Here is a 26,159-nt window from a genome sequence, read left to right on the forward strand (position 1 = left end):
GGCGCGGCCCTCACAGGATTCAACCAGGTTCGCGGGCCGTGGCGCAGGGGCCGGTCAGCGGGCCGTGCGCGAAGAGGCGGAGGAGGTGGGGGAGGAAGGAGCGGAGGTCGTGTCGGGGACGGGTGCGGCGAGCAGGCTGCCGGGGGTCGTGACCTCCGACGGGGTGGACCACGAGGTCAGGGTGAACGGCGGGGTGGTGCCGAGCGGGCGTATCAGCGGGGACATGACGGCGACACCGGACACCACGGGCGTGGCCAGCGTGTGCATGGTCTCCTCACGTCCGGCGACCGCGGGGCTCGGTACGCCGGGCAGCAGGGGCGCGGACACCGAGGTCGGGGCGACCGGGGTGCCGAGCGAGCGCTGGCTCTGGCCCTGGGCGAGCAGGGGACCCACGCCACGGCGCCGGGACTCGGGCGCCGTGGCGGCTCCCGTGCCCTGCGTGCGCATCGGGGTCACGTTGCTGCCCGTGCCGGTGCCGCCTCGGGCGTCGGCGGTGTCGGTCGGGACGCCGCTGGTGACGCCGCCGAGCGCGATCGCGGCCAGCGACACCGCGCCGGCGGCGACGAACGCGAACCGCATCCCCCGCGAGGCGGAGCGGTCGGCCTCGTGCCGGCTGACGTCGTGTATACGGAAACCACCGTCGGCCGCGGCGGGCAAGGGTACGGGCCCGGGCCTGACCGACGAGGTGTGCGGGCGGGCCGGCACATAGCCGAACTCGAAGCGCTCACCACGCCTCAGTCCGAAGACCCCGGAGGTCCCGGCGCCTGCTCCGGCTCCGGCGGTGGGGCGGGCGGCGAAGCCGTCGGAGAATCCGCCCCCGCCGAACGGCGAGCCACCGCCATCCGTGTCACCTCCCCCGGGGAGCCCCTGGAGTCGGGCCAGGAAGCTCTCGGAGGGCGGCGGGGGTGCCGCCTCCGCGAACACGTTCTTCAGGCGTCGCTGGGCGTCGGCCTCGGCCTTGCACTTGGCGCAGGTGGCCAGGTGGGCGAGGACCCGCTCGCGCGACTCATGACCGAGCTCTCCGTCCACCAGGGCGGAGAGTCGGTCTCCCAGGTGCTGCTCGGAAAAGCGCCCCTCGGCGGGGCTGGGTCGTGATCCACTCACGCGGTCGCGCCCCCTCCCCCCAGTGCGGGCACCCTCGGCACGAAGGAGGAACGGCGCTCGGCCGCCCTGGCCTCCGGCGAACGGTGCGCCAGGGCCTTGCGCAGCTGGGAACGGCCACGATGGATCCGGGAACGGACGGTGCCGAGCTTCACGCCGAGGGTCGCGGCGATCTCCTCGTACGACAGTCCTTCGATGTCGCACAGGACGACCGCGGCGCGGAACTCCGGGGCGAGGGTGTCGAGGGCCTGCTGGACGTCCGCGTCGAAGTGCGCGTCGTTGAAGACCTGCTGGGGCGAGGGCTCTCGGCTGGGCAGCCGCTCGGCCGCGTCCTCGCCCAGCGCGTCGAAACGGATGCGCTGCTTGCGGCGGACCATGTCGAGGAAGAGGTTGGTGGTGATGCGGTGCAGCCAGCCCTCGAAGGTGCCGGGCGTGTAGGTGGACAGGGAGCGGAAGACGCGGACGAAGACCTCTTGCGTGAGATCCTCGGCGTCGTGCTGGTTACCTGTCAGGCGGTACGCGAGCCGGTACACACGGCCGCTGTGGGTGCTGACGATCTCCTCCCACGTGGGCGGAGTCCACGCCTGCCCGTCCGCGTCGGTGGAGAAAGTCGCGGTCTGGGTCTGGTCAGCGGCGTGGCTGGGGTCAGCAGCGGTGTCGTTCACGGATTTCGGCCTGCCCGCCGATCCGAGGAAGCGCCGCAGCACTCCTCCCCGATCCATAGGCGCAGCCGCACCTCCCCTGTCGGCTCTGGTGGTGTCCAGTGGAGCCCCTACCATAGCCACCTCGCCCGTTAGCTCCGGATAAGCGGTTTTACGAGAATTTGATGAGAGCCGGTCCGGCTCGGGCGGCCGCGTCAGCAGTCGTGCGAGGCCCTGCCCGTCCCCCTGCTCGTCTTCGTGATCCAACTGTGTCCCCCCGCTCCTTCTTCCTTCCCTCTAAACGCCTGGTCCCATCTGCGGGTTCCCGACGCCAGCGGATACAGTCACGCCCAGGCAACCACGGGGACAGGAGAGGGTCATTACCGGCAACCGGCAGACGAGCTGGGCGTTCTCCGACGCCTACGTCGCCGAGGACGAAGTGCTCCGCTGGGCCCGCGACCGGGCCCGTGAGGCGGGGCTGCGCTCGGTGTCGCCCGGCACGGGCTCCGCGCTGCGTCTGCTGGCCGCCTCCGTGGACGCGAAGGCGGTCGCGGAGATCGGCACCGGCACCGGCGTCTCCGGTGTCCATCTGCTGCACGGCATGCGCGCGGACGGCGTGCTGACCACCGTGGACCCCGAGCCCGAGCACCAGAGCTTCGCCCGCCAGGCCTTCCGTGCCTCCGGTTTCGCGAGCAACCGGGCCCGTTTCATCCCGGGCCGCGCCCTGGACGTACTGCCCCGGCTCGCGGACGCCGGCTACGACCTCGTCTTCTGCGACGGCGACCGGCTGGAGTTCCTCGACTACCTCGCTGAATCGTTGCGCCTGCTCCGTCCGGGGGGTCTGGTGGTCTTCGAGGGCGTCTTCGCCAACGGCCGCACGGTCGATTCGGGCCCGCAGCCGACCGAGGTCCTGCGGCTGCGTGAGCTGCTGCGCGCGGTGCGCGAGAGCCAGGAGCTGGTGCCGTCGCTGCTGCCGGTGGGCGACGGCCTGCTGTGCGCGGTCAAGCGCTGACGGGAAGCGAGAAGCGCGGAAGCGAGAGGCGCGGAAGCAAGAGGCGGAGAACCAAGAGGCGCAGACAAACTGCCCCGGCATCGAAGACGATGCCGGGGCAGTGACGGGTCTGGTCGCGTGCGCGTCAGCCGACGACCTTCTTGAGGGCGTCGCCGAGCGCGTCGGCCTCGTCAGGGGTCAGCTCGACGACGAGTCGACCGCCGCCTTCGAGCGGAACGCGCATGACGATGCCCCGCCCCTCCTTGGTCACCTCGAGCGGGCCATCGCCCGTTCGCGGCTTCATGGCCGCCATGCTCGTTCCCCTTCCTGAAACCAGCTCATCGTCAAAGCCGACGGCCCGGGAGGGCACGCGTGGCCACAGCGAGTGACTGGGACGCACGACACCGGCATCGAACACATTGCTTCCAGGCCATTATCCCGCATCTCAGGACCCGATGACCAACATCAGTCGGCATCGCTTGGGCAACGCGCGCGAGCAAAACCACTCAATTCGGCGATGTGACTGCGATACTCCGCCGCCGCACGGACTTCCGCGGACCGGAATCCGTCCAGATTTCTTTGACGCAGGTCACACGTCCGCTCCGGTCCCTCGGCGGTGATCTCCGCCATGCTGTCCTTCGGACAGGGGCGTACCGGACGGTACGCCCGAGCCGCGACACCGGAGGGGACATCACCATGGCCGACACCGTGCTCTACGAGGTGGGCGACGGACTCGCGACGATCACGCTGAACCGCCCCGAGGCGATGAACGCGCTGAACATCGCGACGAAGGTCGCCCTGCGCGAGGCGGTCGAGTCCGCGGCGGCCGACGAGGCCGTGCGCGCGGTGCTGCTGACGTCCGCCGGCGACCGGGCGTTCTGCGTCGGGCAGGACCTCAAGGAGCACATCACGCTGCTGGCGTCGGACCGCGAGACGGGGTCCGGGCAGACCATGACCACGGTGAAGGAGCACTACAACCCCATCGTGCGGGCGCTGACGGAGATGCCGAAGCCCGTGGTGGCGGGGGTGAACGGGGTCGCGGCCGGTGCCGGTCTCGGGTTCGCGCTCGCCGCGGACTACCGGGTGGTGGCGGACACGGCGGCCTTCAACACCTCGTTCGCCGGGGTGGCGCTGACCGCCGACTCCGGGATCTCGTGGACGCTGCCGCGCGTGGTGGGCCCCGGCCGCGCCGCCGACCTGCTGCTGTTCCCGCGCAGCATCAGCGCCCAGGACGCCTACGAGCTGGGCATCGCGAACCGGGTCGTTCCCTCCGGCGAGCTGCGGGCCGAGGCCGAGAAGGTGGCCCGCGCGCTCGCCGTCGGACCGACGGTGGCGTACGCGGCGATCAAGGAGGCGGTGGCCTACGGGCTCTCCCACTCCCTGACGGAGACCCTGGACAAGGAGGACGAGCTGCAGACGCGGGCCGGGCAATCCGAGGACCACGCGATCGCGGTGCAGGCCTTCGTGAACAAGGAGAAGCCGAAGTACCTGGGCCGATAGGGCCCGGACCGGGCGGACAGGGCCGACACGGAGTTCCCGCCGGGCGTGTCGGCCTCTTTCGCGGCCTCTCGCGCAGCCTCCCGTGCGGCCTCTGCCGGCCGCGTCGAGTACCGCGGGGATCCCCTACGGACCCCTGGGGCCCCTACCGGTCGCCTCTGGCCGCGCAGTCCGCCAGGTGGTCGTCCACCAGACCGCACGCCTGCATCAGCGCGTACGCCGTCGTCGGGCCCACGAAGCGCAGGCCGCGCTTCCTGAGGTCCTTCGACAGGGCCGTCGACTCCGGGGTGACCGCCGGGACATCCGCCGTCGTCCTGGGGGCCGGACGGGTGGCGGGGTCCGGGGCGTGGGACCAGATGAGGGTGTCCAGGTCGCCCGGGGCCCAGTCGGCGACCACGCGCGCGTTGGCGATGGTCGCGTCGATCTTGGCGCGATTGCGGATGATGCCCGCGTCGGCCAGGAGGCGTTCGCGGTCCTCGTCGGTGAAGGCGGCGACGGCCTCGATCTTGAAGTCGGCGAAGGCGGCGCGGAAGCCCTGCCGGCGGCGCAGGATCGTGATCCAGGACAGGCCGGACTGGAAGGCCTCCAGGCTGACCCGCTCGAAGAGGGCCTGGTCACCGTGGACCGGGCGGCCCCACTCCTCGTCGTGGTACGCCACGTAGTCCTCGGTGGACAGCGCCCAGGGGCAGCGCAGTGCGCCGTCCGGACCGGCGAGGGCGGTGCCTTCGCTCACTGCTGCTCCCCCGGGCCGTGCGCGGGCTTCTCCATGGAGATGTGGGCACCGGAGACATGGGCGCCGGCACGCGCGCCCGCCAGCGCGGACTCCAGGTCGGCGATGCGCGCGTCGCGCTCCGCGAGCTCGGCGGCGATGCGGTTCAGGGCGTCGTCGACGTCCGCCATGCGGTAGCCGCGGGCGGCGAGGGGGAAGCGGAGGTCGTCCACGTCCGCGCGGCTGACGGGGCGGTCCGGCGGCAGCGGGTCCTGGAGCCGCTCGGGGGCCACCTCGGGCAGCGGGCCGTCACTCTCGCCCCCGCCCACCACGGCCAGCGTCACCGCGGCCACCACGACGGCGAGGGCGACGACCAGGAACAAGAACATAACCATCGCTGTGGTCCCCAAACTCGATGTTCGGAAGCTGAATGTGTCAGGGTCCGATCGTGCCATGCGGGTCTGACAGTTAGGGTCGCAGGCGGCCGAAGACGGGCTCGTACGAGGAGAGGTCACAGGGGATGCTCAGGCTGGGCAGGCGCGAATTCGAGGCGCACGAGCCGGTGATCATGGCGATCGTGAACCGGACCCCGGACTCCTTCTACGACCAAGGGGCGACGTTTCTCGACGAGCCCGCCCTCGCGCGCGTGGAGCAGGCCGTGGCCGAGGGCGCGGCGATCATCGACATCGGCGGGGTCAAGGCGGGCCCGGGCGAAGAGGTGACGGCCGAGGAGGAGGCGCGGCGGACCGTCGGGTTCGTGGCGGAGGTGCGGCGGCGGTTCCCTGATGTCGTCATCAGCGTCGACACCTGGCGGGCGGATGTCGGGGCGGCCGTGTGCGAGGTCGGGGCGGATCTGCTGAACGACGCGTGGGGTGGCGTGGACGCGCGGCTCGCGGAGGTCGCGGCGCGGTACGGGGTGGGGCTGGTGTGCACGCACGCGGGTGGGGCGGAGCCTCGGACGCGGCCGCATCGGGTGGCGTACGACGATGTCATGGCCGACATCCTGCGAGTGACGGTCGGGCTTGCGGAGCGGGCGGCCGAGTTGGGGGTGCCGCGGGAGTCGATTCTCATCGACCCGGGGCACGACTTCGGCAAGAGCACGCGGCACAGCCTGGAGGCGACTCGGCGTCTTGGGGAGATGGTCGAGACCGGGTGGCCTGTGCTGGTGTCGCTGTCCAACAAGGACTTCGTCGGCGAGACCTTGGACAAGCCGTTGAAGGAACGGGTGGTGGGGACGCTCGCGACAACGGCGGTGTCGGCGTGGTTGGGGGCGCAGGTGTACCGGGTGCACGAAGTGGCAGAGACGCGGCAGGTGCTGGACATGGTGGCGTCGATCGCGGGACACCGTCCACCGGCGATTGCGCGACGGGGGTTGGCGTAGGACTTTCCTCGCCCCCGCCGCCCCTACCCGTCCCATCCTTCCGGGGCTCCGCCCCGGACCCCGCTCCTCAAACGCCGGAGGGGCTGACAGATCAGCCCCTCCCGCATGTCAAAGCTCCGCGCCTAGCGGCCCGCCTCCTTCGACACCAACGCCACCGCCTCGTCCACGTCGTCCGTCACGTGGAACAGGAGGAGGTCCTTTTCCGAGGCCTTGCCCTGGGCTACGAGGGTGTTGCGGAGCCAGTCGACGAGGCCGCCCCAGTACTCGCTGCCGAAGAGGACGATCGGGAAGCGGGTGACCTTCTGGGTCTGGACGAGGGTGAGGGCCTCGAAGAGTTCGTCGAGGGTGCCGAGGCCGCCGGGGAGGACCACGAAGCCCTGGGCGTACTTGACGAACATCATCTTGCGGACGAAGAAGTACCGGAAGTTGAGGCCGATGTCGACGTAGGGGTTGAGCCCCTGCTCGAAGGGCAGCTCGATGCCGAGGCCGACCGAGACGCCCTTGGCCTCGCCGGCGCCCTTGTTGGCCGCCTCCATCGCGCCGGGGCCGCCGCCGGTGATCACCGCCCAGCCCGCCTCCACCAGCGCCCGGCCCAGCCGTACGCCCGCCTCGTACTCCGGCGAGTCCGCCTTGGTCCGCGCCGAGCCGAACACGCTGATCGCGGGCGGGAGTTCGGCGAGCGTGCCGAAGCCCTCGATGAACTCCGACTGGATGCGCAGCACCCGCCAGGGGTCGGTGTGGACCCAGTCCGAGGGGCCGCCCGCGTCCAGCAGGCGCTGGTCGGTCGTGCTCGCCGTCACCTGGTCGCGCCGCCGGAGTACCGGCCCCAGGCGCTGCTCCTCCGGTGGCTGCTGCTTGCCCTCGGGGTTCCCGGTAGCCATGTGCGCTCCCTCCGCTTGCAGGTGTTTCCACCTCAGCGTAGATCTCCGCCGGTTACGGACGGGGGACGTCGGCATGTCCGCCGTGCAGCGGCGCCCCGCCCATCGGCCGGACCGGGGCGAGGATCAGGCCGAGAGCCATGCCCTCAGCCGCTCCTCACCCGCCAAGATCTTTGCCGTTTCGACCCTTTCATCCCGTTTGTGCGCCAAGTGCGGGTTCCCCGGGCCGTAGTTGACCGCCGGGACGCCGAGCGCGGAGAAGCGGGACACGTCCGTCCATCCGTACTTGGGCCGGGGTTCGCCGCCGACCGCCTCGATGAAGGCGACCGCGGCCGGGTGGGAGAGGCCGGGCAGCGCGCCGCCGCTGTGGTCGTCGACCACGAACTCCTCGACCCCGCAGTCCGCGAAGACCTCGCGCACGTGCGCGATGGCCTCCTCCTCCGTACGGTCGGGCGCGTAGCGGAAGTTGACCGTCACCACGCACGCGTCCGGGATGACGTTCCCGGCGACCCCGCCGGAGATGCCGACCGCGTTGAGGCCTTCGCGGTACTCCAGGCCGTCGATGACCGGGTAGCGGGGTTCGTACGAGGCGAGGCGGGCGAGGATCGGGGCGGCGGCGTGGATCGCGTTCGAGCCCATCCAGGAGCGTGCCGAGTGGGCCCGCTCGCCCTTCGTCTTCAGGAGCACGCGCAGGGTGCCCTGGCAGCCGCCCTCGACCTCGCCGTCCGACGGTTCGAGCAGGACCGCGAAGTCGCCGTCCAGCCAGTCCGGGTGGGCCTCGGCGACATGGCGCAGGCCGTTCAGCTCGGCGGCGACCTCTTCGTTGTCGTAGAAGATGAAGGAGATGTCCCGGTTGGGGGCGGGGACGGTGGCCGCGATGCGGAGTTGGACCGCCACCCCGGACTTCATGTCGCAGGTGCCGCAGCCCCACAGGACGCCCTCGTCGTCGAGGCGGGAGGGGACGTTGTCGGCGATCGGGACCGTGTCGATGTGGCCGGCCAGGATGACGCGCTCCGCGCGGCCCAGGTTCGTGCGGGCGATCACGTTGTTGCCGTACCGGTCGACCGTCAGGTGCGGAAGCGCGCGCAGGGCGGACTCGATCGCGTCGGCGAGCGGCTTCTCGGTGCCGCTCTCCGAGGGGAAGTCGACGAGCTGCGCGGTCAACAGAGCGGCGTCCAGCGTGAGGTCAAGGGGGGTGTCGGCCATGCCGTCGACCCTAACGCGCCGAGGCCGGGACCTCTGTCCACACCCGGCTCGGCAGCCACAGCGGCCTCCGCTACCTTGTACGCGTGTCAGAGCTGTCACCTCACTCCCCCAAGCGTCGTGGTCGCTTCCTCCGCATCTCGGCGGCCTTCGTAGTCCTGCTCGGTGTGGCGGGATATCTCGTCGTGCAGTACGAGACGGGCGGGAGAGGCCCGGGTTGCGAGGTCGTCTCCGGCAAGGGCGGTGAAGCGGCGTACGAGTTCACGCCGGAGCAGGCGGTGAACGCGGCGACGATCGCCGCCGTCGGCACCGGACGCGGCATGCCCGAGCGGGCCGTGGCCATCGCGCTGGCGACCTCGATCCAGGAGTCGGGCTTGCGCAACATCCAGCACGGCGACCGGGATTCACTCGGCCTGTTCCAGCAGCGTCCCTCGCAGGGCTGGGGCACCGAGAAGGAGATCCTGGACCCGACGTACGCGGCGGGCATCTTCTACGAGCACCTGGCCAAGGTGCCCGACTACACCGAGCTGCCGCTGACCGTGGCCGCGCAGCGCGTGCAGCGCAGCGGCTTCCCCGAGGCGTACGCCAAGCACGAGCCGGACGCGACGCTGCTGGCCGCCGCCCTCACCGGCTCCTCGCCGGCCACGCTGACCTGCCAGGGCCGCCCGGACCCCACCACCGTGACCGAGGCGGGCCCCGACGCCGTACGGGCCGCGCTGGTACGGGACTTCGGGCGCGACGCGCTGCAGCCGGCCGCCGCCGAGGTGAGCGGCGCCTCGACGAAGTCCACTCCCACGCCGACGGTGAGCGCGACGCCGGGTTCGCGGACCGTCACGCTGCCGGTGACCAAGGACACCGGCGCCGGCAAGGGCCGCGACGTGCGTGAGCGCGGCTGGCAGCTGGCCCACTGGGCCGTGGCCAACGCCTCCGCGCTGCACATCGAGCGCGTCTCCTACGGCGGGCGCGAATGGAGTGCGGGCAACACCGACAGCAAGTGGCGTACGACGGGTACGCGGGACGCCGAGAGCGCGAAGCAGGCCGCGAACGCGGTCTCGATCGTCACCGGGCAGTAGTGCGAGTGATCACCCGCGAGGGTCAGCCGCGGGCCCCTCGCGGCGAGGTGTGCGCAGGTTTTCGCGCAGTCACTCCCGAAACCGCGAAATCCCTTGAGAACAAAGGGCTGTAAGCATTCGGCAGACTTTCGGACCAGGCACTCTTTGCCCGTTTTTATCCGCAGCCGATTATGCGACGCATTGCCAACTCTTTACGTTGTCGCTGCGCAACCTCCGGGGGGCTTCGAGCGGTAGTCACGACGTCCGAGCAACGTTTCCTCCCGTCACAAGGAGCATCATGTCCCTCCCCCTGACCCGTCGGATTGCCCGTGCCGCGCTGCTCGTCGCGGCGGGAGCGGCTGCCGGGGTCGGTGCGGCCGGCGCCGCGAGCGCGGCCCCCGAGCTGCCCGCCACCCCCAACCTCGGCGGCCTGACCGCCCTGGACGGGGCGAACGTGGGCAACACCGTCGACGGAGCGGCACAGAACGTCACCGGGCTCGCGGGCGAGGCCGGCAGCAAGGCCGTCAAGAAGGCGGTGCCGGCCGCGGGCAAGACCGGCGGCAAGGCGGTCAAGAAGGCCGCGCCGGCCGCGCAGAAGACCGCGGGAGAGGCTGCGGGCTCCGCCGGGGACCTCGTCGGTGACACCACGAAGACCGCCACCAAGGGCGGGCTGCCCACGGACTCCCTCACCAAGGGCGGCGGCCTCCCCTCCGCGGACACCCTCCCCCTGAAGGGCCTGCCGCTCGGCGGCTGATCACCCGCGTACGAAGGGGCCCGGTATCGCCTCCCGGGCCCCTTCGCCGTGCGCGTGGTCGTGCACGTCGTCATGCACGCACGCGTACGTACGTCTACGCGTCTACGCCAGCCGCTCCACAGCCGCCCGCACCCGCTCGTCCGTCGCCGTCAGGGCCACCCGTACGAACGTGTCGCCCGCGGTCCCGTAGAAGTCACCGGGTGCCACCAGGATGCCCAGTCCTGCCAGGTGGGCCACCGTGTCCCAGCAGGACTCACCCCGGGTCGCCCACAGATAGAGGCTGGCCTCGCTGTGCTCGATCCGGAAGCCGTGCCCGACCAGCGCCTCGCGCAGGGCCGTGCGCCGGGCGAGGTACCGCTCCCGCTGCTCGCGCACATGGCCGTCGTCGCCGAGGGCCGCGACCACGGCGGCCTGGGTCGGCGCGGAGGTCATCATGCCGCCGTGCTTGCGGATCTCCAGGAGCGGGCCCAGGACGGCCGGGTCACCGGCCAGGAAGGCCGCGCGGTACCCGGCGAGGTTGGAGCGCTTGGAGAGCGAGTGGACGGCCACGATGCCGTCGTACGAGCCGCCGTTGACGTCCGGGTGCAGCACCGAGACCGGGTCGGCCTCCCAGCCCAGTTCGAGGTAGCACTCGTCGGAGAAGACCAGGACGCCGTGCTCGCGGGCCCAGGCGACGATCCGGGTCAGCTCGTCCTTCGACAGGACCCGACCGGTCGGGTTGGAGGGCGAGTTGAGCCAGAGGAGCTTCAGCCCGTCGGGGTCGAGGGTGGTCGGGTCGTCGTAGACCTCGTACTCGGCGCGGGCCAGGCGGGCGCCCACCTCGTAGGTCGGGTAGGCCAGGCGCGGGTACGCGACCCGGTCGCCGGGGCCGAGACCCAGCTGCGTGGGGAGCCAGGCGACGAGTTCCTTGGAGCCGACGATCGGCAGGACGTGCCGGTGGGTGACGTCCCGGGCGCCCAGGCGCCGCTCGACCCAGCCGGTGATCGCGTCCCGCAGCGCCGGGGTGCCCCAGACCGTCGGATAGCCGGGCGAGTCGGCCGCGTCGACGAGCGCCTTCTGGATCAGGTCGGGGACCGGATCGACCGGGGTGCCGACGGACAGGTCGACGATGCCGCCGGGGTGCGCCGCGGCCGTCTTCTTGTACGGCTCCAGCTTGTCCCAGGGGAAGGTGGGCAGGCGGTCGGAGACTGCGGACACGGTTACTCGCTCACTTTCTTCGGTACGGCAAACGCCTCGGCCCCGTACGGCCGCGATCCGGGGATCAGGCCGTACGGGACCGAGGCGACGCGATGTGCGGCCCGCGGGCGGCGGCTACTCGGCCTCGGCCTGCGGGGGCAGCGCGGCGATGAAGGGGTGGTCGCGCTCGATCAGACCCAGCTTGCTGGCGCCGCCCGGGGACCCGAGCTCGTCGAAGAACTCGACGTTCGCCTTGTAGTAGTCCTTCCACTCCTCGGGAGTGTCGTCCTCGTAGAAGATCGCCTCGACCGGGCACACCGGCTCACAGGCTCCACAGTCGACGCATTCGTCCGGGTGGATGTACAAGGACCGCTGGCCCTCGTAGATGCAGTCGACCGGGCACTCCTCGATGCACGCCTTGTCCTTGACGTCGACACAAGGCTGCGCGATGACGTAGGTCACGCTGTCGTTCCTCCTCGATAGGGCGCCGGCGGGCCTCCTCAGGCTCCGCCGCCTGGCGCGCGGGAGCGCGGCGTCGTCGATGCCCGCCCCTAGTATCTCCGTTCCGGGGCATGATCCGAACAGGAGGGGTGGACAGACCTGTGGAAATCTCGGCCGCCGGACGGCTTGAGGTCCGTATCACCGCAGCTGACGTGGGGAAACGAGTATCCGTACGGCGGTTGAACGAACCTGGGACAACCCAGGAGAAGTTCACCGACACGGTGGGTGTTCTCACATCATGGGACGACGGTGTGCTGCTGATCACACGCAAGAGCGGCGAGAGCGTCCACATCGCGGAATCCTCGCTGGTCGCGGGCAAGGTGGTGCCGACCGCGCCGGCCCGTCGCCGGGGCCCCGCCGCCTCGTACGAGGAACTCGCGCACGTCTCCTCGCGCGCGTGGCGGCCGGTGGAGAGCGAGCGGCTCGGCGACTGGGAGCTGCGGGCCGCGAGCGGATTCACCCGGCGCGCGAACTCCGTGCTTCCGCTGGGCGATCCGGGCGTGCCGCTCGACGAGGCGCTGGATGTCGTACGACGGTGGTACGGCGACCGGGGGCTGCCGGCGTACATCCAGACCGCGACCGGGGCCGAGGGCACGCAGGAGGCGCTGTGCGCGGAGTTGGAGCGGCGGGGCTGGGTGCGTGAGGTGAGCGCCGAGCTGTGGATCGGGGCGCTCGCGCCGGTCGCGGACCGGGCCGAGGGTGGGGGTGTCGTGCTCTCCCGGGAGGCCGACGAGGCGTGGCTGTCGCGGTATCAGCGCAAGGGGGTGAGCGAGGTGGCCTTGAAGGTGCTGGGCAGCGGGCCGTCCGTGTGGTTCGCGACGGTTCCCGGTGAGGAGTCGCCCGCTGCCATCGGGCGGTGCGTGGTGGACGGGCGATGGGCTTCGTTCGCCGCGGTCGAGGTCGATCCGTCGATGCGGCGGCGGGGGCTGGGGACCGTGGTGATGGCCGCGTTGGCCCGGCGGGCGCTGGAGGAAGGGGCCTCGGCCGCGTGGCTGCAGGTCGAGGCCGACAACGTGGGGGCGCGCGCGCTGTACGCCGGGATGGGGTTCGGGGCGCATCACGCGTACCACCACTATCGGGAGCCGGCGGACGGCGGCGACGCGACTGTCGGCGACGGCCGGTAGCGATCGCCGGGAAAGGGCACGAGCCTGCTATGCGTCACCCCACTCCCCCACCGCCCGAGCGGGCCGCCGAGGTGCGGCGGCGGTTCGCCGAAGAGGCCCGCTCCGAGCGGCCCGATCTGTCCGCGCTGTGCCTGCTGGTCGGTGCGGCGGCGGACGGCACGCTGGAGGAGCCCGGGCTGGATGCCGCGCAGATGGAACTCGACCGGCTGGCCGGGCAGTTGCCGTTCCGGCCCGGTGGGCCGTTGTCCTGGGCGACCGCGTTGCATCATCTGCTGGGCGTTCAGGAGGGGTTCCGCGGGTTCCCCGTCGACTACCAGCGGCTCGAGTCGTCCCTGCTGCACGAGGTGCTGCGGCGGCGGCGCGGGTTGCCGATCCTGCTGTCGGTGGTGTGGATGGAGGTCGCGCGGAGGGCGGGGGCGCCGGTGTACGGGGTGGCGCTGCCCGGGCACTTCGTCGTCGGGTTCGGGCCGCCCGAGCAGCAGGTGCTCGCGGATCCGTTCGCCGGGGGTCGGGTGCTTGGTGGGGGCGACGCGGAGTTGTTGGTCGCGGGGGCGACGGGGGCTCCGCTGGACGCGTCGATGTTGACGCCGGCGGATCCGTTGGAGGTGGTGTTGCGGATTCTCAACAACGTTCGGGCGTGGGCGGTGGCTCGGCCCGAGCGGTCGGATGTGGCGCTGTGGGCGGTCGATCTCTCGTTGCTGTTGCCTTCGCATCCTGCGCGGTTGCGGTATGAGCGGGCACAACTCCTCGTTCAACGGGGGGAGTTCCTCGGCGGGGCGGCCGAACTGGAGGCGTATGCCGATGTTGTGGCGGCCGTTGATGAGCCGGCTGCGGAGAGGGTGCGGGGGCAGGCTCGGGCTGCTCGGGCGTTGCTCAACTGAGTTCGCCGAATCGCCGTAGGGGTACTTCGAGTTGGGCGTGTGCGGGTGCGTTGTGGCTGGTCGCGCCCACGCGGCGGAGCCGCAAATCGATACAGCCCCGCGCCCCTGGGCCGGCTGCCCTGACGGCGTTCGAAGCCAGCCCTTCCAATCCCCCCAACTACAGCCAGCCCTTCTCCCTTGCGATGCGTACCGCCTCCGCCCTGTTCCGTACCGCCAGCTTCTGGATTGCCGTTGAAAGGTAATTTCGGACCGTGCCCTGGGACAGATGCAGGGCGGACGCCAACTCCGCGTTCGTGGAGCCGTCCGCTGCCGCGCGGAGTACCTCCCGTTCCCGCTCGGTCAGAGGGTTCGCTCCGTCGGCCAAGGCGGCAGCCGCGAGCGTGGGGTCGATCACTCGGTCGCCGTCGAGGACCTTGCGTACCGCTTGGGCGAGTTGGGCCGCGGGCGCGTCCTTGACGAGGAAGGCGTCCGCGCCGGCCTCCATCGCGCTGCGGAGGTAGCCGGGGCGGCCGAAGGTGGTGAGGACGACCAGCTTCACGGACGGGAGTTCCTTGCGTACGGCGGCCGCCGCCTCGATGCCGGTGCAGCCGGGCATCTCGATGTCCAACAGGGCCACGTCCACGGCGTGTTCGCGGACCGCGGCCAGGACCTCGTCGCCGCGCGCCACTTGGGCGACGACCTCGATGTCGTCCTCCAGACCGAGCAGGGCGGCCAGCGCCTCGCGGACCATCGACTGGTCCTCGGCGAGCAGGACCTTGATCGTTCGGCTCATGCCCCGGATCCTACGTCCGCCGGGGTGCCCGCGGGCACGCGGACGACCAGGCGGAAGCCCTGCTTGGTGCCGGCGGTCTCCAGGGTGCCGCCTGTCTTCTCCAGGCGTTCCGCCAGGCCCGTCAGACCGTTGCCGGGGCCCTTGCCCGAGCCGCCGGAGCCGTTGTCCTCGACGGTGAGTTCCAGTACCGGGCCGCCCAGGGTCTGGCGGGCGAGCAGCTCCACCGTGCAGCGCCGGGCGCCGCTGTGCCGGACGACGTTGGTGATCGCCTCGCGCAGTGCCCAGGCCAGGGCCGACTGGCTCTCCTCGGGGACACCGGTGAGGTCGAGGGCGGTTTCGTCGGGGAGTTCGGCGGTGACGCCGGCCGCGGTCAACGCGACCTGCGCGCCCGCCAGTTCGGCGGCCAGGCGCGGGCGGCGGTAGCCGGTGACGGCCTCCCGGACGTCGACCAGGGCCTGCCGGCTGACCTGTTCGATGTCGGCGACCTGCTGGGCCGCCTTCTCGGGCTGGCCGGGGAGCATCCGGCCCGCCAGCTCGCTCTTCAGCGTGATCAGCGAGAGGGAGTGGCCGAGCAGGTCGTGCAGGTCCCGGGCCAGGCGCAACCGCTCCTCGTTGGCGGCGAGCTGGGCGACGGTGGCGCGTGCCTTGCGCAACTCCACTGTCGTACGCACCAGTTGGCGTACGCCTGTCATCGAGTAGCCGACCAGGAGCACGATCAGGAACAGGCCCCAGGCGTCGTCCAGGTCGTCGACGTACCAGCCGGTCAGCATCATCGCGGCGGTGGTGAGCGGGATCGTCCAGTACGCGGCGCGCAGGGGGAGGGTGATCCCGCAGGTGACGGAGACGTAGACGTAGAGGCCCAGCCAGTGGCTGCCGAGGGAGAGGGACAGGGTGACGGCCAGGACCCACATGGTCGCCACGAGGGCCGCGATGAACCAGCCCGCGTAGGGGCGGCCCATGGTGCGGAAGACGACGGCCAGGTAGATCCCGGTGAAGCTCACCAGGCCCACCCAGCCGACGATCGTGGCCGCGGTGGTGTGGTGGTCGGCCAGCAGGTCCTGCACGGGGGCGCTGAGGAAGACCAGCCACGGCAGGACCCACACCAGTTTGCGGATCGCCTCGCCCCGGTTGCGGGGCGGCCGGCCGATCCGCACCAGCCGGTCCGCCCGGGCTTCCTCGTCCGACCGCAGATCTTCCGTCATCGCGCTCACGCCTTCAGCGTGTCCTTCCGGTACAGCCATGCCGCGCCGCCCGCGAACAGGGCGAAGTAGACGACGAGGAGGGCGACGTCCTTCGAACTCGGGGACTGGCTCCGCTCGATCGCCTGCCCCAGGGCAGCGTACGCGTGCGTGGGCAGCCACTTCGCGATGTCCTGCAGCCACTGCGGGAACGTCGTCGCGGGCATCCACAGACCGCCCAGCAGGGACAGGCCGAAGTAGGTGATCATCGTGATCGGGCGGACCGCGTCTCCGGTGGCCAGGTAGCCGATGGCCACGCCGAGCGCGGCGAAGACCAGGCTGCCGGCCCAGATCGCGCCGGTGAGCGCGAGCCACTGCCAGGCGTCCAGGCGTACGTCCTTCACCGCGGCCGCGACCAGGAAGACGATCACGATCGACGGCAGGCTGACCACGGCCGCGCTCGCGGTCTTCGCGATCACATAACCGCGCCCCGGCAGCGGGGTCAGCCGCAGCTGCCGTACCCAGCCGCTCTCCCGCTCCTTGGCGATGCGCTCGCTGTTGCCCATCAGGACGGCGGTCAGGGCACCGAAGGAGGCCATGGAGACCATCATGTACGTCGCCACGGTCAGGCCCGTGCCGTCGACCTTGTCCGTGCTGCTCGCGCTGCCCGCGATCAGCAGGAACAGGGCCGAGGGGTAGATCACGGAGAAGAACAGGAACTTGCGGTTGCGCAGGGCGCGGGTGAGTTCCAGCTTGATCAGGCTGTTCACTTCGACTTCGCCTCCTCGGCGGCGGTGATGGCCACGAACGCCTGCTCCAGGCCGAGCCCGGCGACTTCGAGGTTGCGGGGGTAGACGCCGAGGCCGTAGAGGGCGTGGACGGTCGCGTCGGCGTCGGTGGACTGGATGCGGACGGTCTGACCGGAAATGTCGACCGAGGTGAGGAACGGCAGTTCCCGGATCGCGGCCTCGTCGATCTCGCCCTCCAGGTCGAAGGCGACCTTGCGCGCGCCCGCCTTCGCCTTGATCTCGGCGGCGGTGCCGTCGGCGAGGAGCCGGCCGCGGTGCAGGACCAGCACGCGGTCCGCGATCGCGTCGGCCTCCTCCAGGTAGTGCGTGGCGAACAGGACCGTGCGGCCCTGGTCCGCCTGCTCGCGCATGGTGGCCCAGAAGGCCTGGCGGGCGGAGACGTCCATGCCGGTGGTCGGCTCGTCCAGCACGATCAGATCGCTGTCGCCCGCGGTGGCGAGGGCGAAGCGGACGCGCTGGGCCTGGCCGCCGGAGAGCTTGTTGACCTTGCGGTCGGCGATCTGCGCGATGTCGGCACGGGCCAGCACGTCGCTCAGCGGGTACGCCTTGGGGTGCAGATCGCAGGCGAGCCGGACCAGCTCGGCGACGGTCACCTCGTCCATCAGCCCGCCGCTCTGCAGCATCGCGCCCACCCGTCCGGCGACGATGGCCTCACGCGGACTGGACCCGAACACCCGCACCGAGCCACTGTCGGCCTGCCTCAGCCCCAGCAGCAGATCGAGGGTCGTCGACTTGCCGGCCCCGTTCGGCCCCAGCAGGGCCACCGTCTCCCCCGGGTGCAGAGCGAGCGTCAGCCCGTCCACCGCCCGCACGTCCCCGTAGACCTTGCTCACCTGGTCGAACCCGACCACTGTCGTTGTCATGTGATCCAGAATGGCCCGCCGGCCTTTTCACCCGTCAGTGTCGGCGGTCCTGAGTGCCGGATGACAGATGTCATACGACGAAGGGGGCGCCCGGCAATCACCGGGCGCCCCCTTCGAAGTCGACGTCAGCTGGGGTTCGTGTCGATGACCCCGATGCGCTCCTCCGCCGTCTTGCCGACCAGCGCCTTGCGCAGCGCGCCGGCGACGTCCTGGGGAGTGACGGCCGTCTTCTGGCCGGTGCCCCGGGTGATCAGTACGCCGTCGAAGGTGGTGCCGTACGCCTCCTTGAGCGCGTCCAGGTCGTACGTCTCCACCAGCTTGCCGTCCACCGCCTTGAAGCCGAGGATCTTCGGCAGGGACAGGGAACCGAACGGGATGCTGTGCGTCGCGTCGGTCTGCACGAAGACCTTCGCGGACATCGCCGGCTCCGCGAAGTCCTTCATCTCGCGGTCGACCTCGGCGTTCGAGATGGTCGGCTGTCGGGTGGTGGTCGCGACCGTGACCGGTGTGGTCGTGTTGGTCTCCACCTGGGTGCGGTAAGCCTGCACGACGGCGTCGATCGACTTCGCGGCGTCGATGCCCTTGCCCGCCTTGCCGTAGACGGCGACCGGCTTGCCGGACTTGAACTCGATCGTGCCCTCGGTCACGGAACCGGCGCCGCCGGCCGCGTCCTGGAGGGCGGCGGTCAGCTTCTCCTCGTCGACCGGCATGACCGGGGCGATGATCCGGTGGTTGCCGAAGAGGGAGCCGACGACGGAGACCGGGTTGTAGTCGCTCTGCGCGGCCGCGGCGACCGTGGCCTGCTCGTCGAACTGCAGGCCCGCCTGGTCCGGCGTGAGCGAGACCGTGCTGCCGCCGACCGACAGCTTCAGCGGCTTGTTCACGCGGTCGCCAAAGGCCTCGTCGAGCTTCTTGACGGCGTCGTCGCGGGTGCCGCCGCCGATGTCGACGCCCAGCACGGTCGAGCCCTTGGGCACGTCGGTGTGGTTCATCAGCAGGCCGGCGCCGTAGGCACCGCCGCCGATGACGAACAGGGCGACGACGAGGAGCACCAGCTTGCTGCGCCCCTTCTTCTTTTTCTTGCCCGCCTTGCTCGACGCCGCGGCCGGCACGTCCTGCGAGACCGGCTCGGGCAGCTTCGGGGGCGTGTGCGGCAGCGGCCCGTCGGTGTGGGCGCCCGGTCCGAAGGGCGCGCCCTGGCCGGACGGGACGACCGGGATGCCGCTGGTGACGGTGTGCCCGGAGACGTTGTCGGGGTTCGGGTAGCTCTGCGGGGTCCGCGCGGAGGCGGGAATCTGCGGGGTGAGGATCGCGGTGTCGTCGCTCAGACCGCCGCCGGGACCGAGCCCGCGCGGTCCGGCTCCGGGACCCGTGCCGGGAGCGCCCATGCCACCAGGACCGCCGGGGCCGCCGGGAGCACCGGGGCCGCCGGGCGCCGAGAAGTCGTGCGGGTCGCCCGGGCTGCCGTAGCCGCCCTGGCCGGTGGGGCCGCCCGGGCCGCCGCCCATCGGCGGGGCCATCGGCCCGTCGCCGGTGACCGGACCGCCGGTCGGTCCCGCGGGGCCGTGCGGGCCGCCGCCCTGGCCGCCGGGGCCGCCCGGTCCGTTGAAGCCGCTCGCGCCACCGGGGCCGCCATAGCCGCCCTGGGCGCCTGGGCCGCCCTGCTGGTCGCCCTCGGAGAAGTAGGGCAGCTCGGCGCGCCGCGGTTCGCCGCCGCCGGGACGCGAGCCGGGGCCCAGCGGTCCCGCGGCCAGCGCCTCGGTGACGTCGAAGGAACCGGTGCCGCCGCCGTGTCCGGGGGCCACCGGGCCGCCGGTCGCGCCGGTGAGCCCCGAGCCGTTGGTCCCGCCGGGCCGACCGCCGCTCGCGCCGCCCGGGCGGGAGCCGCCCGGCACGCTCATGGAGCCGACGACACCGCCGGGACGACCGGCGCCTGGACGGGCGCCGGGGGTCGGGGTGCCCGCGGGAGGCGTGGCGGGGGCGGCCGAACCGCCCGGGATTCCGGCGCCGTTGGTGGCACCGGTGCCCGGATCGGGTTTGCCCGCCGAGGACTTGCGGGGCGCGAACCAGTCGCTCGTCTTCTCCCCGCCCGAACCGCCCTGTCCACCGGGTCCCCCCGGTCCTGAGGGCAGCTCGGGAGAGCCCATGGACGGCGTGGCGGGCGGCGCCGGAGCCTCGGCCTCCGCAGCGCTGCCGTCGGAGGCGTCCGCGTCCGTGACGGGCGTCCGTACGACGACCGGCGGAATGGGCCGCGACCCGGGGATGTTGATCCGGATCCGGGTCGTCAGCGTGGTCTCGGTCTTGCGTTCCTCCGGCTGCGCGGCCGAACGACCCGCGTCCGTACCGGCGTCGGGAACCGCGGGGGTCCCGTACGGCGGCGTACCCGACGGGTAGGCGGCCCCGCCGCGCCCGTTGGGCCCGGAGGACGGAGTGTCAGTTTCACGACTCAAGGCAGGTTCTCCCGGTTGGCTCCGCCGCCCGACACAACCTCAGCGGGCGGCTCGGCGGCGCGCACCACCATACTGGCCACGTCTGGCGCGTATCCCGCGACCGCCGAGTAAACCCACACGGCACTTGCACGCGCCCTTAACGGCGAAGTGGTACGTCACTTGCCAAGTCGGACGTCACGGGCGCCTGGTTGCCGCCCTTGTCCAAGGGTGGCGCAGATCACAGCGACGGCCATCCCTCCGAGGAGGAAGAGATAAGAGCCACCTCCCGCGGCGAACAGGAAGTCGCCCTCGGGTCTGCTCGCGGTGAGCAGGATGACGGAGACCATCCAGCCGGCGGCGGGCGCGATCGCCCCGCCCCGGCCGCCGATCGCCCAGCCGCCGCCGAGACAGAGCCCGGCCTCGCCGACGAGCGCGAGCAGCAGTCCGCCCGGGAACCAGCCGGACTGCACCAGCGCCCCGGCACCCCCGACGACCGCACCGAGCACGAACAGCCCCGCGTAGAGGAGCGCCCGCCCCAGGGAGGGCCGCTGCAAGGGCTGGGCGAGCATGGAACCCCGGTCGCTCATGACGCCTCCTCGGTGCCGATGCCGGCGAACAGATCGGTCTCGCGCCCGCCGAAAGCACCTTCCGCACCGGAAGCCCGCTCAGCGCCCCCGGGCCCCCGCACGAGTTCGTAGTACTCAGTCGTGAAGAGCGGTTGCGCCAGCTCGTTGGAGAGCGCGAAGTACGGTTCCGCGACGGCGATCTGGGTCGCGTGCGCGCGCATCGCGGCGGCCTTGGCGGAGGCGTACGCGATGCCGTCGATCTCGGTGGTGATCAGCTCGTCGGCCACCACGCCCGGCACGTCGTCGACGGCGGCGGACTTGGCGAAGGGCAGGCCGAGCAGGGCGCCGGAGAGGCGGGCGAACGCGGCCTCGGCGACCGAGCGCGGCACGCGGTTCCAGTAGACCTTGGGGATCCGCCAGCCGGCGTCGGCGGCCAGCTCGGCGGCGCGCATGGCGACGCGGTGGGCCTGGATGTGGTCGGGGTGGCCGTAGCCGCCGTGCTCGTCGTAGGTGACGAGGACCTGGGGGCGTACCTCCAGGATCACCTGGACGAGGTGTCCTGCGGCTTCGTCGAGGTCGGCCTGCCAGAAGGCGGCCGGGTCGTCGTTGTCGGCGAGGCCCATCATTCCGGAGTCGCGGTAGCGTCCGGGGCCGCCGAGTTGACGGAAGTCCTCGACGCCGAGCGCACCCAGGGCCGCCGCGAGCTCGCCCCGGCGGTACTCCCCCAGGGCGGCACCGGTCAGGTGTCGCAGCTGCGGCGGGATGACCTCGCCGAGCTCGCCGAGAGTGCAGGTGACCAGAGTCACGTGGGCACCCTCGGCCGCGTACCGGGCCATGGTCGCGCCGTTGTTGATCGACTCGTCGTCCGGGTGCGCGTGCACCAGGAGCAGACGCCGAGCGGGCAGTTCCGTCATGGAGCCACCCTACGAGGCGCCACCGACGAGCCCGGCGCGGCCCGGGTCAGAACTTGAGGCTGCCGATCATCCCCGCGATGTTCGTCGTCAGCTCGCTGATGGTGGGAGCGACGGTCGAGGAGGCGAGGTAGAAGCCGAGGAGGACGCACACCACGGCGTGCCCGCCCTTCAGACCTGACTTCTTGACCAACAGGAAGACGATGATCGCCAGCAGCACCACCGCCGAAATCGAAAGTGCCACGGCGGCTCACCTCCAAAGATCCCAAGTACGCGGGGTCGGACCAGTCGGACCAAGGGGCAGATGAATCCAGCAGATAAATCCATACGTCAGCCAGCGGATTCATACCCACCATGCGTCAGTGATCATAACTATCCACACGCGCGCATCGATCGGCGCACGGCCGCACAAGGGGGCGCATGGCCAATATGGTCGGAGCATGACGACGACGTCCGACTCTTTCCCCCGCCGGCACGCCCGCACCCAGCGCTTCACGCTCGGCGCGCCGCGCGCGTTCTCGGTGGCGCCCGACGGTTCGCGGGTCGTGTTCCTGCGCTCCACCTCCGGTACGGACAGGGCGAATTCACTGTGGGTGCTGGATCCGACGGACGGCGGGGAGCGCGTGGCGGCGGACCCGCGCGCCCTGCTGGACGGAGCCGCGGAGGATCTCTCCCCGCAGGAGCGCGCCCGCCGCGAACGCGCTCGCGAGGGCGGCGCCGGCATCGTCGGCTACGCCACCGACGCGACCGTCGAGCTGGCCGCTTTCGCCTTGTCGGGGCGGCTGTTCACGGCCGAGCTGCGGGCCGGCACGGCACGTGAACTCACCGTCCCCGGACCGGTGATCGACCCGCGCCCGGCCCCCGACGGACGGCATGTCGCCTACGTGGCCGGGGGCGCCCTGCGGATCGTGGGCGCCGAGGGCGAGGGTGAACGGGCCCTCGCCGAGCCGGAGTCGGCGAACATCACCTATGGCCTTGCCGAGTTCATCGCGGCCGAGGAGATGCAGCGTCAGCGCGGTTTCTGGTGGTCGCCCGAGTCCGACCGGCTGCTGGTCGCGCGCGTGGACGACACGCCCGTGCAGCGCTGGTGGATCTCCGACCCTGCGCATCCCGAACGTGATCCACAGCACGTCCCGTATCCGGCGGCGGGCACCGCCAACGCGGACGTGCGGCTGTTCGTGATCGGCCTGGACGGGGCTCGCACGGAGGTCGTCTGGGACCGGGCGCGCTATCCGTATCTGGCGCATGTGCACTGGTCAGAGGCGGGTGCGCCACTGCTCCTCGTACAGGCGCGCGACCAGCGCAGTCAGCTGTACCTGGCGGTGGATCCGGAGACGGGAGAGACCCGTCTGGTGCACGCGGACGAAGATCCAATTTGGCTTGATCTTTTCCCCGGTGTGCCCTGCTGGAGTCCCTCGGGACGGCTCGTGCGGATCGCCGACGAGGGTGGCGCGCGGGTGCTCGCGGTCGGTGAACGCCCGCTGACCGGACCGCAGTTGCACGTGCGCGCGGTGCTGGCGGTCGGGGACGACGACGTGCTGGTCTCGGCGTCGGCGGGCGCGGAGGCCGAAGCGCCCGAGATCGGCGAGGTGCACGTCTACCGCGTCAGCGAACTCGGTGTGGAGCGGTTGTCGCAGGAACCCGGCGTGCACACGGCGGTGCGCGCCGGGGGCGTGACCGTGCTGGTGTCCGCCTCGCTCGACCACCCGGGCGCGCAGGTCCGACTGCTGCGGGACGGCAAGCAGTTCGCGACCGTGACCTCGTACGCCGAAGATCCTGGTTTGTCCCCGCGTGTGACGCTTGTCGAGGGGGGCGCACGACGAATCCCGTGCGCCGTGCTCTTGCCGCGTGACTACGCCGGTGACACCTCCCTGCCGGTCCTGCTCGACCCCTACGGTGGCCCGCACGGTCAGCGGGTGGTCGCCGCGCGCAATCCGTATCTGACCTCGCAGTGGTTCGCCGACCAGGGGTTCGCGGTGGTCGTGGCCGACGGGCGGGGCACACCGGGCCGCTCCCCCGCGTGGGAGAAGGCGGTGCGGGACGAACTCGCGGCCGTCGTCGTGCAGGACCAGGTCGACGCGCTCCAGGCGCTCGCCGCCGACTTCCCGCTCGACCTGAGCCGGGTCGCGATCCGCGGCTGGTCCTTCGGCGGCTACCTGGCGGCGCTCGCGGCGCTGCGCCGCCCCGACGTCTTCCACGCGGCGGTGGTGGGCGCCCCGGTCACCGATCTGCGCCTGTACGACACCCACTACCAGGAGCGGTACATCGGTCACCCGGGCGAGCAGCCGGAGGTCTACCGTCGCAACTCGGTCGTCCACGACGAGGGGTTGGTCGACGCGGCCGAGCCGCACCGCCCGATGATGATCGTCCACGGCCTGGTGGACGACAACGTCGTGGTCGCCCACTCACTGCGCCTGTCCTCCGCCCTGCTGGCCGCCGGCCGCCCGCACGAGGTGCTCCCGCTGTCCGGGGTGACCCACATGACCCCGCAGGAAGAGGTCGCCGAGAATCTGCTCCTGCTTCAGCTGGACTTCCTCAAACGATCATTGAAATAACCGCACAAATGCCCGCGAATCGTGTTTACACGCAGGCAACTTCGCGGAAGCGGTACCGATATACGGACGCGCCAGTCTGAACAGCGTACGGCCGTGCGGGTGCCGTAAACGGGCCGGGATGCGCCATGTCATCCCGGCCCGTTGCCGTCCTCTCCCGACTTCTCCTGCCCCGCCTCGTCGGTCGGCTCCTCCGTCGGCACGACCTGCTTCTCCTCCGCGAAGTGACAGGCCGAGTCGTGCGCGGCGGGACCGCTCATGAGCCGGAACTCCGCCGGCACCGCGAGCAGCGGCACCTCCAACTCGCAGCGCTCCCGGGCCTTCCAGCACCTGGTGCGGAAGCGGCAGCCGGAGGGGACGTTCGTCGGTGACGGCACGTCACCCACGAGGATGATCCGCTCCCGGTGCTCGCGGGCCTCCGGGTCGGGCACGGGGACGGCGGACAGCAGCGCCTGGGTGTAGGGGTGCGTGGGATGGTCGTAGATCTCGGCGTCCTTGCCGATCTCCACGATCCGGCCGAGGTACATCACGCCGACGCGGTCCGAGATGTGCCGGACGATGGACAGGTCGTGGGCGATGAAGAGGTACGACAGCTCGAACTCGGTCTGCAGCCGGTCGAGCAGGTTGATCACCTGGGCCTGCACGGAGACGTCGAGGGCGGAGACCGGTTCGTCGGCCACGATGATCTCGGGGCGCAGTGCCAACCCGCGGGCGATGCCGATGCGTTGGCGCTGGCCGCCGGAGAACTGGTGCGGATAGCGGTTGATGTACTCGGGGTTGAGACCGACCACGTCCAGCAGGTCCTGGACCTTCTTGCGCCGGTCGCCCTTGGGGGCCACCTCGGGGTGGATCTCGTAGGGCTCCCCGATGATGTCGCCAACCGTCATACGGGGGTTGAGGGAGGTGTACGGGTCCTGGAAGACCATCTGGATGTTGCGCCGTACGGTTCTGAGGGCGCGGCCGGACAGGGTGGTGAGGTCCTCGCCCTTGTACTTGATCGAACCGGCCGTCGGCTTCTCCAGGTTGACCAGCATCTTGGCGACCGTCGACTTGCCGCAGCCGGACTCGCCGACGATGCCGAGGGTCTCGCCCCTGCCGAGCGCGAAGTCGACGCCGTCGACGGCCTTGACGGCACCGATCTGCTTCTTGAAGAGGATGCCCTGGGTCAGCGGATAGTGCTTGACCAGGCCGTTCACTTCCAGGATCGACTCAGCCATTGAGGCACTCCCTCCAGAAGTGACAGGCGCTCACCCGCTGGTCGTCCACCTCGTACAGGGGCGGTACGTCCGTGCGGCACACGTCCTGGGCCATCGGGCAGCGGGGGTTGAAGGCGCAGCCGGGCGGGATGTTCATGAGGTTGGGCGGCAGTCCCTTGATGGCGTAGAGCTCCTGGCCCTTCTGGTCGAGCCGCGGGATCGACTCCAACAGGCCCTTGGTGTACGGGTGCGCGGGCGCCTTGTAGATGTCGTGCACCGGCGCCTGCTCGACGATCCGGCCCGCGTACATCACCGCGATCCGGTCGGCGACGTCGGCGACCACGCCGAGGTCGTGGGTGATGAGGATGAGCCCCATGTGCAGTTCGCGCTGCAACTCGGCCAGCAGGTCCATGACCTGGGCCTGCACGGTGACGTCGAGGGCGGTGGTGGGTTCGTCGGCGATGATGAGCGCCGGCTCCAGGGCGAGCGCCATGGCGATCATGATGCGCTGGCGCATCCCGCCGGAGAACTGGTGGGGGTAGTCGCGGACGCGCTCCTTGGCGGCCGGGATGCGGACGCGGTCCATCAGCTCGACGGCTTTGGCGCGGGCGTCCTTGCGGGACATCCCCCTGTGCACGATGAACATCTCGCCGAGCTGGTCGCCCACGGAGAGCACGGGGTTGAGGGAGGACAGCGCGTCCTGGAAGATCATCGCCATCTCGGCGCCGCGGACCTTCCTGCGCTCCTCCTCCTTCAGCTTCAGCAGGTCCTTGCCCTGGAAGAGGATCTCACCCCCGGTGATCTTCCCGGGCGGCATGTCGAGGATCCCCATCACGGCCTGCGCGGTGACGGACTTGCCGGACCCGGACTCGCCGAGCACGGCAAGGGTCTCCCCCGCGTCCACCCCGTAGTTCACCCCGTTGACGGCCTTGGCGACCCCGTCCCTGGTCCTGAACTCCACGTGCAGGTCACGCACTTCGAGCAGCATGACGCC

The 26,159-nt window shown here is 71.3% G+C and carries 27 protein-coding genes; 8 read left to right on the forward strand and 19 right to left on the reverse strand.

Annotation, left to right across the window (positions count from 1 at the left end; translation table 11 throughout):
* Window positions 1-54: 54 nt before the first annotated feature.
* Together ACIQI8_RS20215 and sigE are read right to left on the reverse strand one after the other, a co-directional pair.
* Window positions 55-1,104 carry an anti-sigma factor family protein gene (locus tag ACIQI8_RS20215; RefSeq protein WP_402352147.1) on the reverse strand — a complete coding sequence of 350 codons (1,050 nt, stop codon included), beginning with the start codon at window positions 1,102-1,104 and terminating at the stop codon, window positions 55-57.
* On the reverse strand, window positions 1,101-1,808 hold the full coding sequence (gene sigE / locus ACIQI8_RS20220; protein WP_401714395.1) for an RNA polymerase sigma factor SigE: 708 nt from the start codon (window positions 1,806-1,808) through the stop codon (window positions 1,101-1,103). Before sigE ends, ACIQI8_RS20215 begins: the two co-directional genes overlap by 4 nt.
* A gap of 313 nt (window positions 1,809-2,121) precedes the next feature.
* Here sigE and ACIQI8_RS20225 point away from each other — a divergent pair, with 313 nt between their 5' ends.
* Window positions 2,122-2,754 carry an O-methyltransferase gene (locus ACIQI8_RS20225; protein ID WP_123997922.1) on the forward strand — a complete coding sequence of 211 codons (633 nt, stop codon included), beginning with the start codon at window positions 2,122-2,124 and terminating at the stop codon, window positions 2,752-2,754.
* Between the two features lie 124 nt (window positions 2,755-2,878).
* Here the strand turns inward: ACIQI8_RS20225 and ACIQI8_RS20230 are convergent, their stop codons facing one another.
* The gene (locus ACIQI8_RS20230) at window positions 2,879-3,046 is read right to left on the reverse strand and encodes a DUF3117 domain-containing protein (protein ID WP_003966491.1); all 168 of its coding nucleotides are present in this window, start codon (window positions 3,044-3,046) and stop codon (window positions 2,879-2,881) included.
* 383 nt (window positions 3,047-3,429) lie between these two features.
* On the opposite strand from ACIQI8_RS20230, the gene ACIQI8_RS20235 reads away from it, so the two are divergent.
* Window positions 3,430-4,233: an enoyl-CoA hydratase/isomerase family protein gene (locus ACIQI8_RS20235; RefSeq protein ID WP_402352150.1), complete on the forward strand. Its 804-nt coding sequence runs from the start codon at window positions 3,430-3,432 to the stop codon at window positions 4,231-4,233.
* A 142-nt stretch (window positions 4,234-4,375) separates the two neighbouring features.
* Here ACIQI8_RS20235 and ACIQI8_RS20240 read toward each other — a convergent pair whose 3' ends face one another.
* Both ACIQI8_RS20240 and ACIQI8_RS20245 read right to left on the reverse strand, forming a co-directional pair.
* A complete protein-coding gene (locus ACIQI8_RS20240; RefSeq protein ID WP_402352152.1) occupies window positions 4,376-4,963 on the reverse strand; it encodes a DNA-3-methyladenine glycosylase I in 588 nt (195 codons plus the stop codon).
* A complete protein-coding gene (locus tag ACIQI8_RS20245; protein ID WP_402354033.1) occupies window positions 4,960-5,328 on the reverse strand; it encodes a DivIVA domain-containing protein in 369 nt (122 codons plus the stop codon). Before ACIQI8_RS20245 ends, ACIQI8_RS20240 begins: the two co-directional genes overlap by 4 nt.
* Before the next feature lie 131 nt (window positions 5,329-5,459).
* On the opposite strand from ACIQI8_RS20245, the gene folP reads away from it, so the two are divergent.
* Window positions 5,460-6,320 (forward strand): dihydropteroate synthase, encoded by an 861-nt coding sequence (gene folP / locus ACIQI8_RS20250; protein ID WP_402352155.1) that lies wholly within the window; start codon window positions 5,460-5,462, stop codon window positions 6,318-6,320.
* A 122-nt stretch (window positions 6,321-6,442) separates the two neighbouring features.
* Here the strand turns inward: folP and ACIQI8_RS20255 are convergent, their stop codons facing one another.
* Together ACIQI8_RS20255 and dapE are read right to left on the reverse strand one after the other, a co-directional pair.
* Entirely contained in the window at window positions 6,443-7,201 is a 759-nt protein-coding gene (locus ACIQI8_RS20255) for a TIGR00730 family Rossman fold protein (protein ID WP_402352158.1), read from the reverse strand.
* A gap of 123 nt (window positions 7,202-7,324) precedes the next feature.
* The gene (gene dapE / locus ACIQI8_RS20260) at window positions 7,325-8,404 is read right to left on the reverse strand and encodes a succinyl-diaminopimelate desuccinylase (protein WP_402352161.1); all 1,080 of its coding nucleotides are present in this window, start codon (window positions 8,402-8,404) and stop codon (window positions 7,325-7,327) included.
* Between the two features lie 83 nt (window positions 8,405-8,487).
* On the opposite strand from dapE, the gene ACIQI8_RS20265 reads away from it, so the two are divergent.
* Both ACIQI8_RS20265 and ACIQI8_RS20270 read left to right on the forward strand, forming a co-directional pair.
* Window positions 8,488-9,474, forward strand: coding sequence for a heavy metal transporter (locus ACIQI8_RS20265; RefSeq protein WP_402352164.1), 987 nt, complete (start codon window positions 8,488-8,490; stop codon window positions 9,472-9,474).
* Window positions 9,475-9,751: 277 nt separating this feature from the next.
* Window positions 9,752-10,207 (forward strand): ATP-binding protein, encoded by a 456-nt coding sequence (locus tag ACIQI8_RS20270; protein ID WP_402352167.1) that lies wholly within the window; start codon window positions 9,752-9,754, stop codon window positions 10,205-10,207.
* A 102-nt stretch (window positions 10,208-10,309) separates the two neighbouring features.
* Here ACIQI8_RS20270 and ACIQI8_RS20275 read toward each other — a convergent pair whose 3' ends face one another.
* Together ACIQI8_RS20275 and fdxA are read right to left on the reverse strand one after the other, a co-directional pair.
* Entirely contained in the window at window positions 10,310-11,404 is a 1,095-nt protein-coding gene (locus ACIQI8_RS20275; protein WP_402352170.1) for a bifunctional succinyldiaminopimelate transaminase/glutamate-prephenate aminotransferase, read from the reverse strand.
* A gap of 114 nt (window positions 11,405-11,518) precedes the next feature.
* The gene (gene fdxA / locus ACIQI8_RS20280; protein WP_402352173.1) at window positions 11,519-11,845 is read right to left on the reverse strand and encodes a ferredoxin; all 327 of its coding nucleotides are present in this window, start codon (window positions 11,843-11,845) and stop codon (window positions 11,519-11,521) included.
* Window positions 11,846-11,985: 140 nt separating this feature from the next.
* Here fdxA and ACIQI8_RS20285 point away from each other — a divergent pair, with 140 nt between their 5' ends.
* A complete protein-coding gene (locus ACIQI8_RS20285; protein WP_402354036.1) occupies window positions 11,986-13,008 on the forward strand; it encodes a GNAT family N-acetyltransferase in 1,023 nt (340 codons plus the stop codon).
* Between the two features lie 29 nt (window positions 13,009-13,037).
* Window positions 13,038-13,889 (forward strand): tetratricopeptide repeat protein, encoded by an 852-nt coding sequence (locus ACIQI8_RS20290; protein WP_402352176.1) that lies wholly within the window; start codon window positions 13,038-13,040, stop codon window positions 13,887-13,889.
* Between the two features lie 157 nt (window positions 13,890-14,046).
* Here the strand turns inward: ACIQI8_RS20290 and ACIQI8_RS20295 are convergent, their stop codons facing one another.
* From ACIQI8_RS20295 to ACIQI8_RS20330, 8 genes are all read right to left on the reverse strand, one after another.
* The gene (locus tag ACIQI8_RS20295; protein ID WP_402352179.1) at window positions 14,047-14,661 is read right to left on the reverse strand and encodes a response regulator; all 615 of its coding nucleotides are present in this window, start codon (window positions 14,659-14,661) and stop codon (window positions 14,047-14,049) included.
* A complete protein-coding gene (locus ACIQI8_RS20300) occupies window positions 14,658-15,872 on the reverse strand; it encodes a sensor histidine kinase (RefSeq protein ID WP_402352182.1) in 1,215 nt (404 codons plus the stop codon). Before ACIQI8_RS20300 ends, ACIQI8_RS20295 begins: the two co-directional genes overlap by 4 nt.
* Entirely contained in the window at window positions 15,869-16,609 is a 741-nt protein-coding gene (locus ACIQI8_RS20305; protein ID WP_402352185.1) for an ABC transporter permease, read from the reverse strand. The genes ACIQI8_RS20300 and ACIQI8_RS20305 overlap by 4 nt, the downstream gene beginning before the upstream one ends.
* On the reverse strand, window positions 16,606-17,511 hold the full coding sequence (locus tag ACIQI8_RS20310; protein ID WP_402352188.1) for an ABC transporter ATP-binding protein: 906 nt from the start codon (window positions 17,509-17,511) through the stop codon (window positions 16,606-16,608). Before ACIQI8_RS20310 ends, ACIQI8_RS20305 begins: the two co-directional genes overlap by 4 nt.
* 125 nt (window positions 17,512-17,636) lie before the next feature.
* Window positions 17,637-19,961, reverse strand: a complete 2,325-nt coding sequence (locus ACIQI8_RS20315; RefSeq protein ID WP_402352191.1) for a hypothetical protein — start codon at window positions 19,959-19,961, stop codon at window positions 17,637-17,639.
* A 155-nt stretch (window positions 19,962-20,116) separates the two neighbouring features.
* On the reverse strand, window positions 20,117-20,527 hold the full coding sequence (locus ACIQI8_RS20320; protein ID WP_402352194.1) for a DUF6113 family protein: 411 nt from the start codon (window positions 20,525-20,527) through the stop codon (window positions 20,117-20,119).
* On the reverse strand, window positions 20,524-21,420 hold the full coding sequence (mshB, locus tag ACIQI8_RS20325; protein ID WP_402352197.1) for an N-acetyl-1-D-myo-inositol-2-amino-2-deoxy-alpha-D-glucopyranoside deacetylase: 897 nt from the start codon (window positions 21,418-21,420) through the stop codon (window positions 20,524-20,526). Before mshB ends, ACIQI8_RS20320 begins: the two co-directional genes overlap by 4 nt.
* A 46-nt stretch (window positions 21,421-21,466) precedes the next feature.
* The gene (locus ACIQI8_RS20330; RefSeq protein ID WP_402352200.1) at window positions 21,467-21,661 is read right to left on the reverse strand and encodes a hypothetical protein; all 195 of its coding nucleotides are present in this window, start codon (window positions 21,659-21,661) and stop codon (window positions 21,467-21,469) included.
* A gap of 196 nt (window positions 21,662-21,857) precedes the next feature.
* On the opposite strand from ACIQI8_RS20330, the gene ACIQI8_RS20335 reads away from it, so the two are divergent.
* Window positions 21,858-23,972: a prolyl oligopeptidase family serine peptidase gene (locus tag ACIQI8_RS20335; RefSeq protein ID WP_402352202.1), complete on the forward strand. Its 2,115-nt coding sequence runs from the start codon at window positions 21,858-21,860 to the stop codon at window positions 23,970-23,972.
* Window positions 23,973-24,100: 128 nt separating this feature from the next.
* Here the strand turns inward: ACIQI8_RS20335 and ACIQI8_RS20340 are convergent, their stop codons facing one another.
* On the reverse strand, window positions 24,101-25,186 hold the full coding sequence (locus ACIQI8_RS20340; RefSeq protein ID WP_402352205.1) for an ABC transporter ATP-binding protein: 1,086 nt from the start codon (window positions 25,184-25,186) through the stop codon (window positions 24,101-24,103).
* Complete coding sequence (locus ACIQI8_RS20345) at window positions 25,179-26,153, reverse strand: ABC transporter ATP-binding protein (RefSeq protein ID WP_402352208.1); 975 nt, start codon at window positions 26,151-26,153, stop codon at window positions 25,179-25,181. The genes ACIQI8_RS20340 and ACIQI8_RS20345 overlap by 8 nt, the downstream gene beginning before the upstream one ends.
* Between the last annotated feature and the right edge of the window lie 6 nt (window positions 26,154-26,159).

Source organism: Streptomyces sp. NPDC092369 (assembly GCF_044755245.1).
Classification (GTDB): domain Bacteria; phylum Actinomycetota; class Actinomycetes; order Streptomycetales; family Streptomycetaceae; genus Streptomyces.

Bases quoted from the DNA above. Each gene is read 5' to 3' on its own strand.
- ACIQI8_RS20230 (WP_003966491.1), bottom strand. From the start codon at position 3,046: ATGGCGGCCATGAAGCCGCGAACGGGCGATGGCCCGCTCGAGGTGACC.
- ACIQI8_RS20235 (WP_402352150.1), top strand. From the start codon at position 3,430: ATGGCCGACACCGTGCTCTACGAGGTGGGCGACGGACTCGCGACGATC.
- ACIQI8_RS20245 (WP_402354033.1), bottom strand. From the start codon at position 5,328: ATGTTCTTGTTCCTGGTCGTCGCCCTCGCCGTCGTGGTGGCCGCGGTG.
- folP (WP_402352155.1), top strand. From the start codon at position 5,460: ATGCTCAGGCTGGGCAGGCGCGAATTCGAGGCGCACGAGCCGGTGATC.
- ACIQI8_RS20255 (WP_402352158.1), bottom strand. From the start codon at position 7,201: ATGGCTACCGGGAACCCCGAGGGCAAGCAGCAGCCACCGGAGGAGCAG.
- dapE (WP_402352161.1), bottom strand. From the start codon at position 8,404: ATGGCCGACACCCCCCTTGACCTCACGCTGGACGCCGCTCTGTTGACC.
- ACIQI8_RS20270 (WP_402352167.1), top strand. From the start codon at position 9,752: ATGTCCCTCCCCCTGACCCGTCGGATTGCCCGTGCCGCGCTGCTCGTC.
- ACIQI8_RS20290 (WP_402352176.1), top strand. From the start codon at position 13,038: ATGCGTCACCCCACTCCCCCACCGCCCGAGCGGGCCGCCGAGGTGCGG.
- ACIQI8_RS20295 (WP_402352179.1), bottom strand. From the start codon at position 14,661: ATGAGCCGAACGATCAAGGTCCTGCTCGCCGAGGACCAGTCGATGGTC.
- ACIQI8_RS20310 (WP_402352188.1), bottom strand. From the start codon at position 17,511: ATGACAACGACAGTGGTCGGGTTCGACCAGGTGAGCAAGGTCTACGGG.
- ACIQI8_RS20320 (WP_402352194.1), bottom strand. From the start codon at position 20,527: ATGAGCGACCGGGGTTCCATGCTCGCCCAGCCCTTGCAGCGGCCCTCC.
- mshB (WP_402352197.1), bottom strand. From the start codon at position 21,420: ATGACGGAACTGCCCGCTCGGCGTCTGCTCCTGGTGCACGCGCACCCG.
- ACIQI8_RS20335 (WP_402352202.1), top strand. From the start codon at position 21,858: ATGACGACGACGTCCGACTCTTTCCCCCGCCGGCACGCCCGCACCCAG.
- ACIQI8_RS20340 (WP_402352205.1), bottom strand. From the start codon at position 25,186: ATGGCTGAGTCGATCCTGGAAGTGAACGGCCTGGTCAAGCACTATCCG.
- ACIQI8_RS20345 (WP_402352208.1), bottom strand. From the start codon at position 26,153: ATGCTGCTCGAAGTGCGTGACCTGCACGTGGAGTTCAGGACCAGGGAC.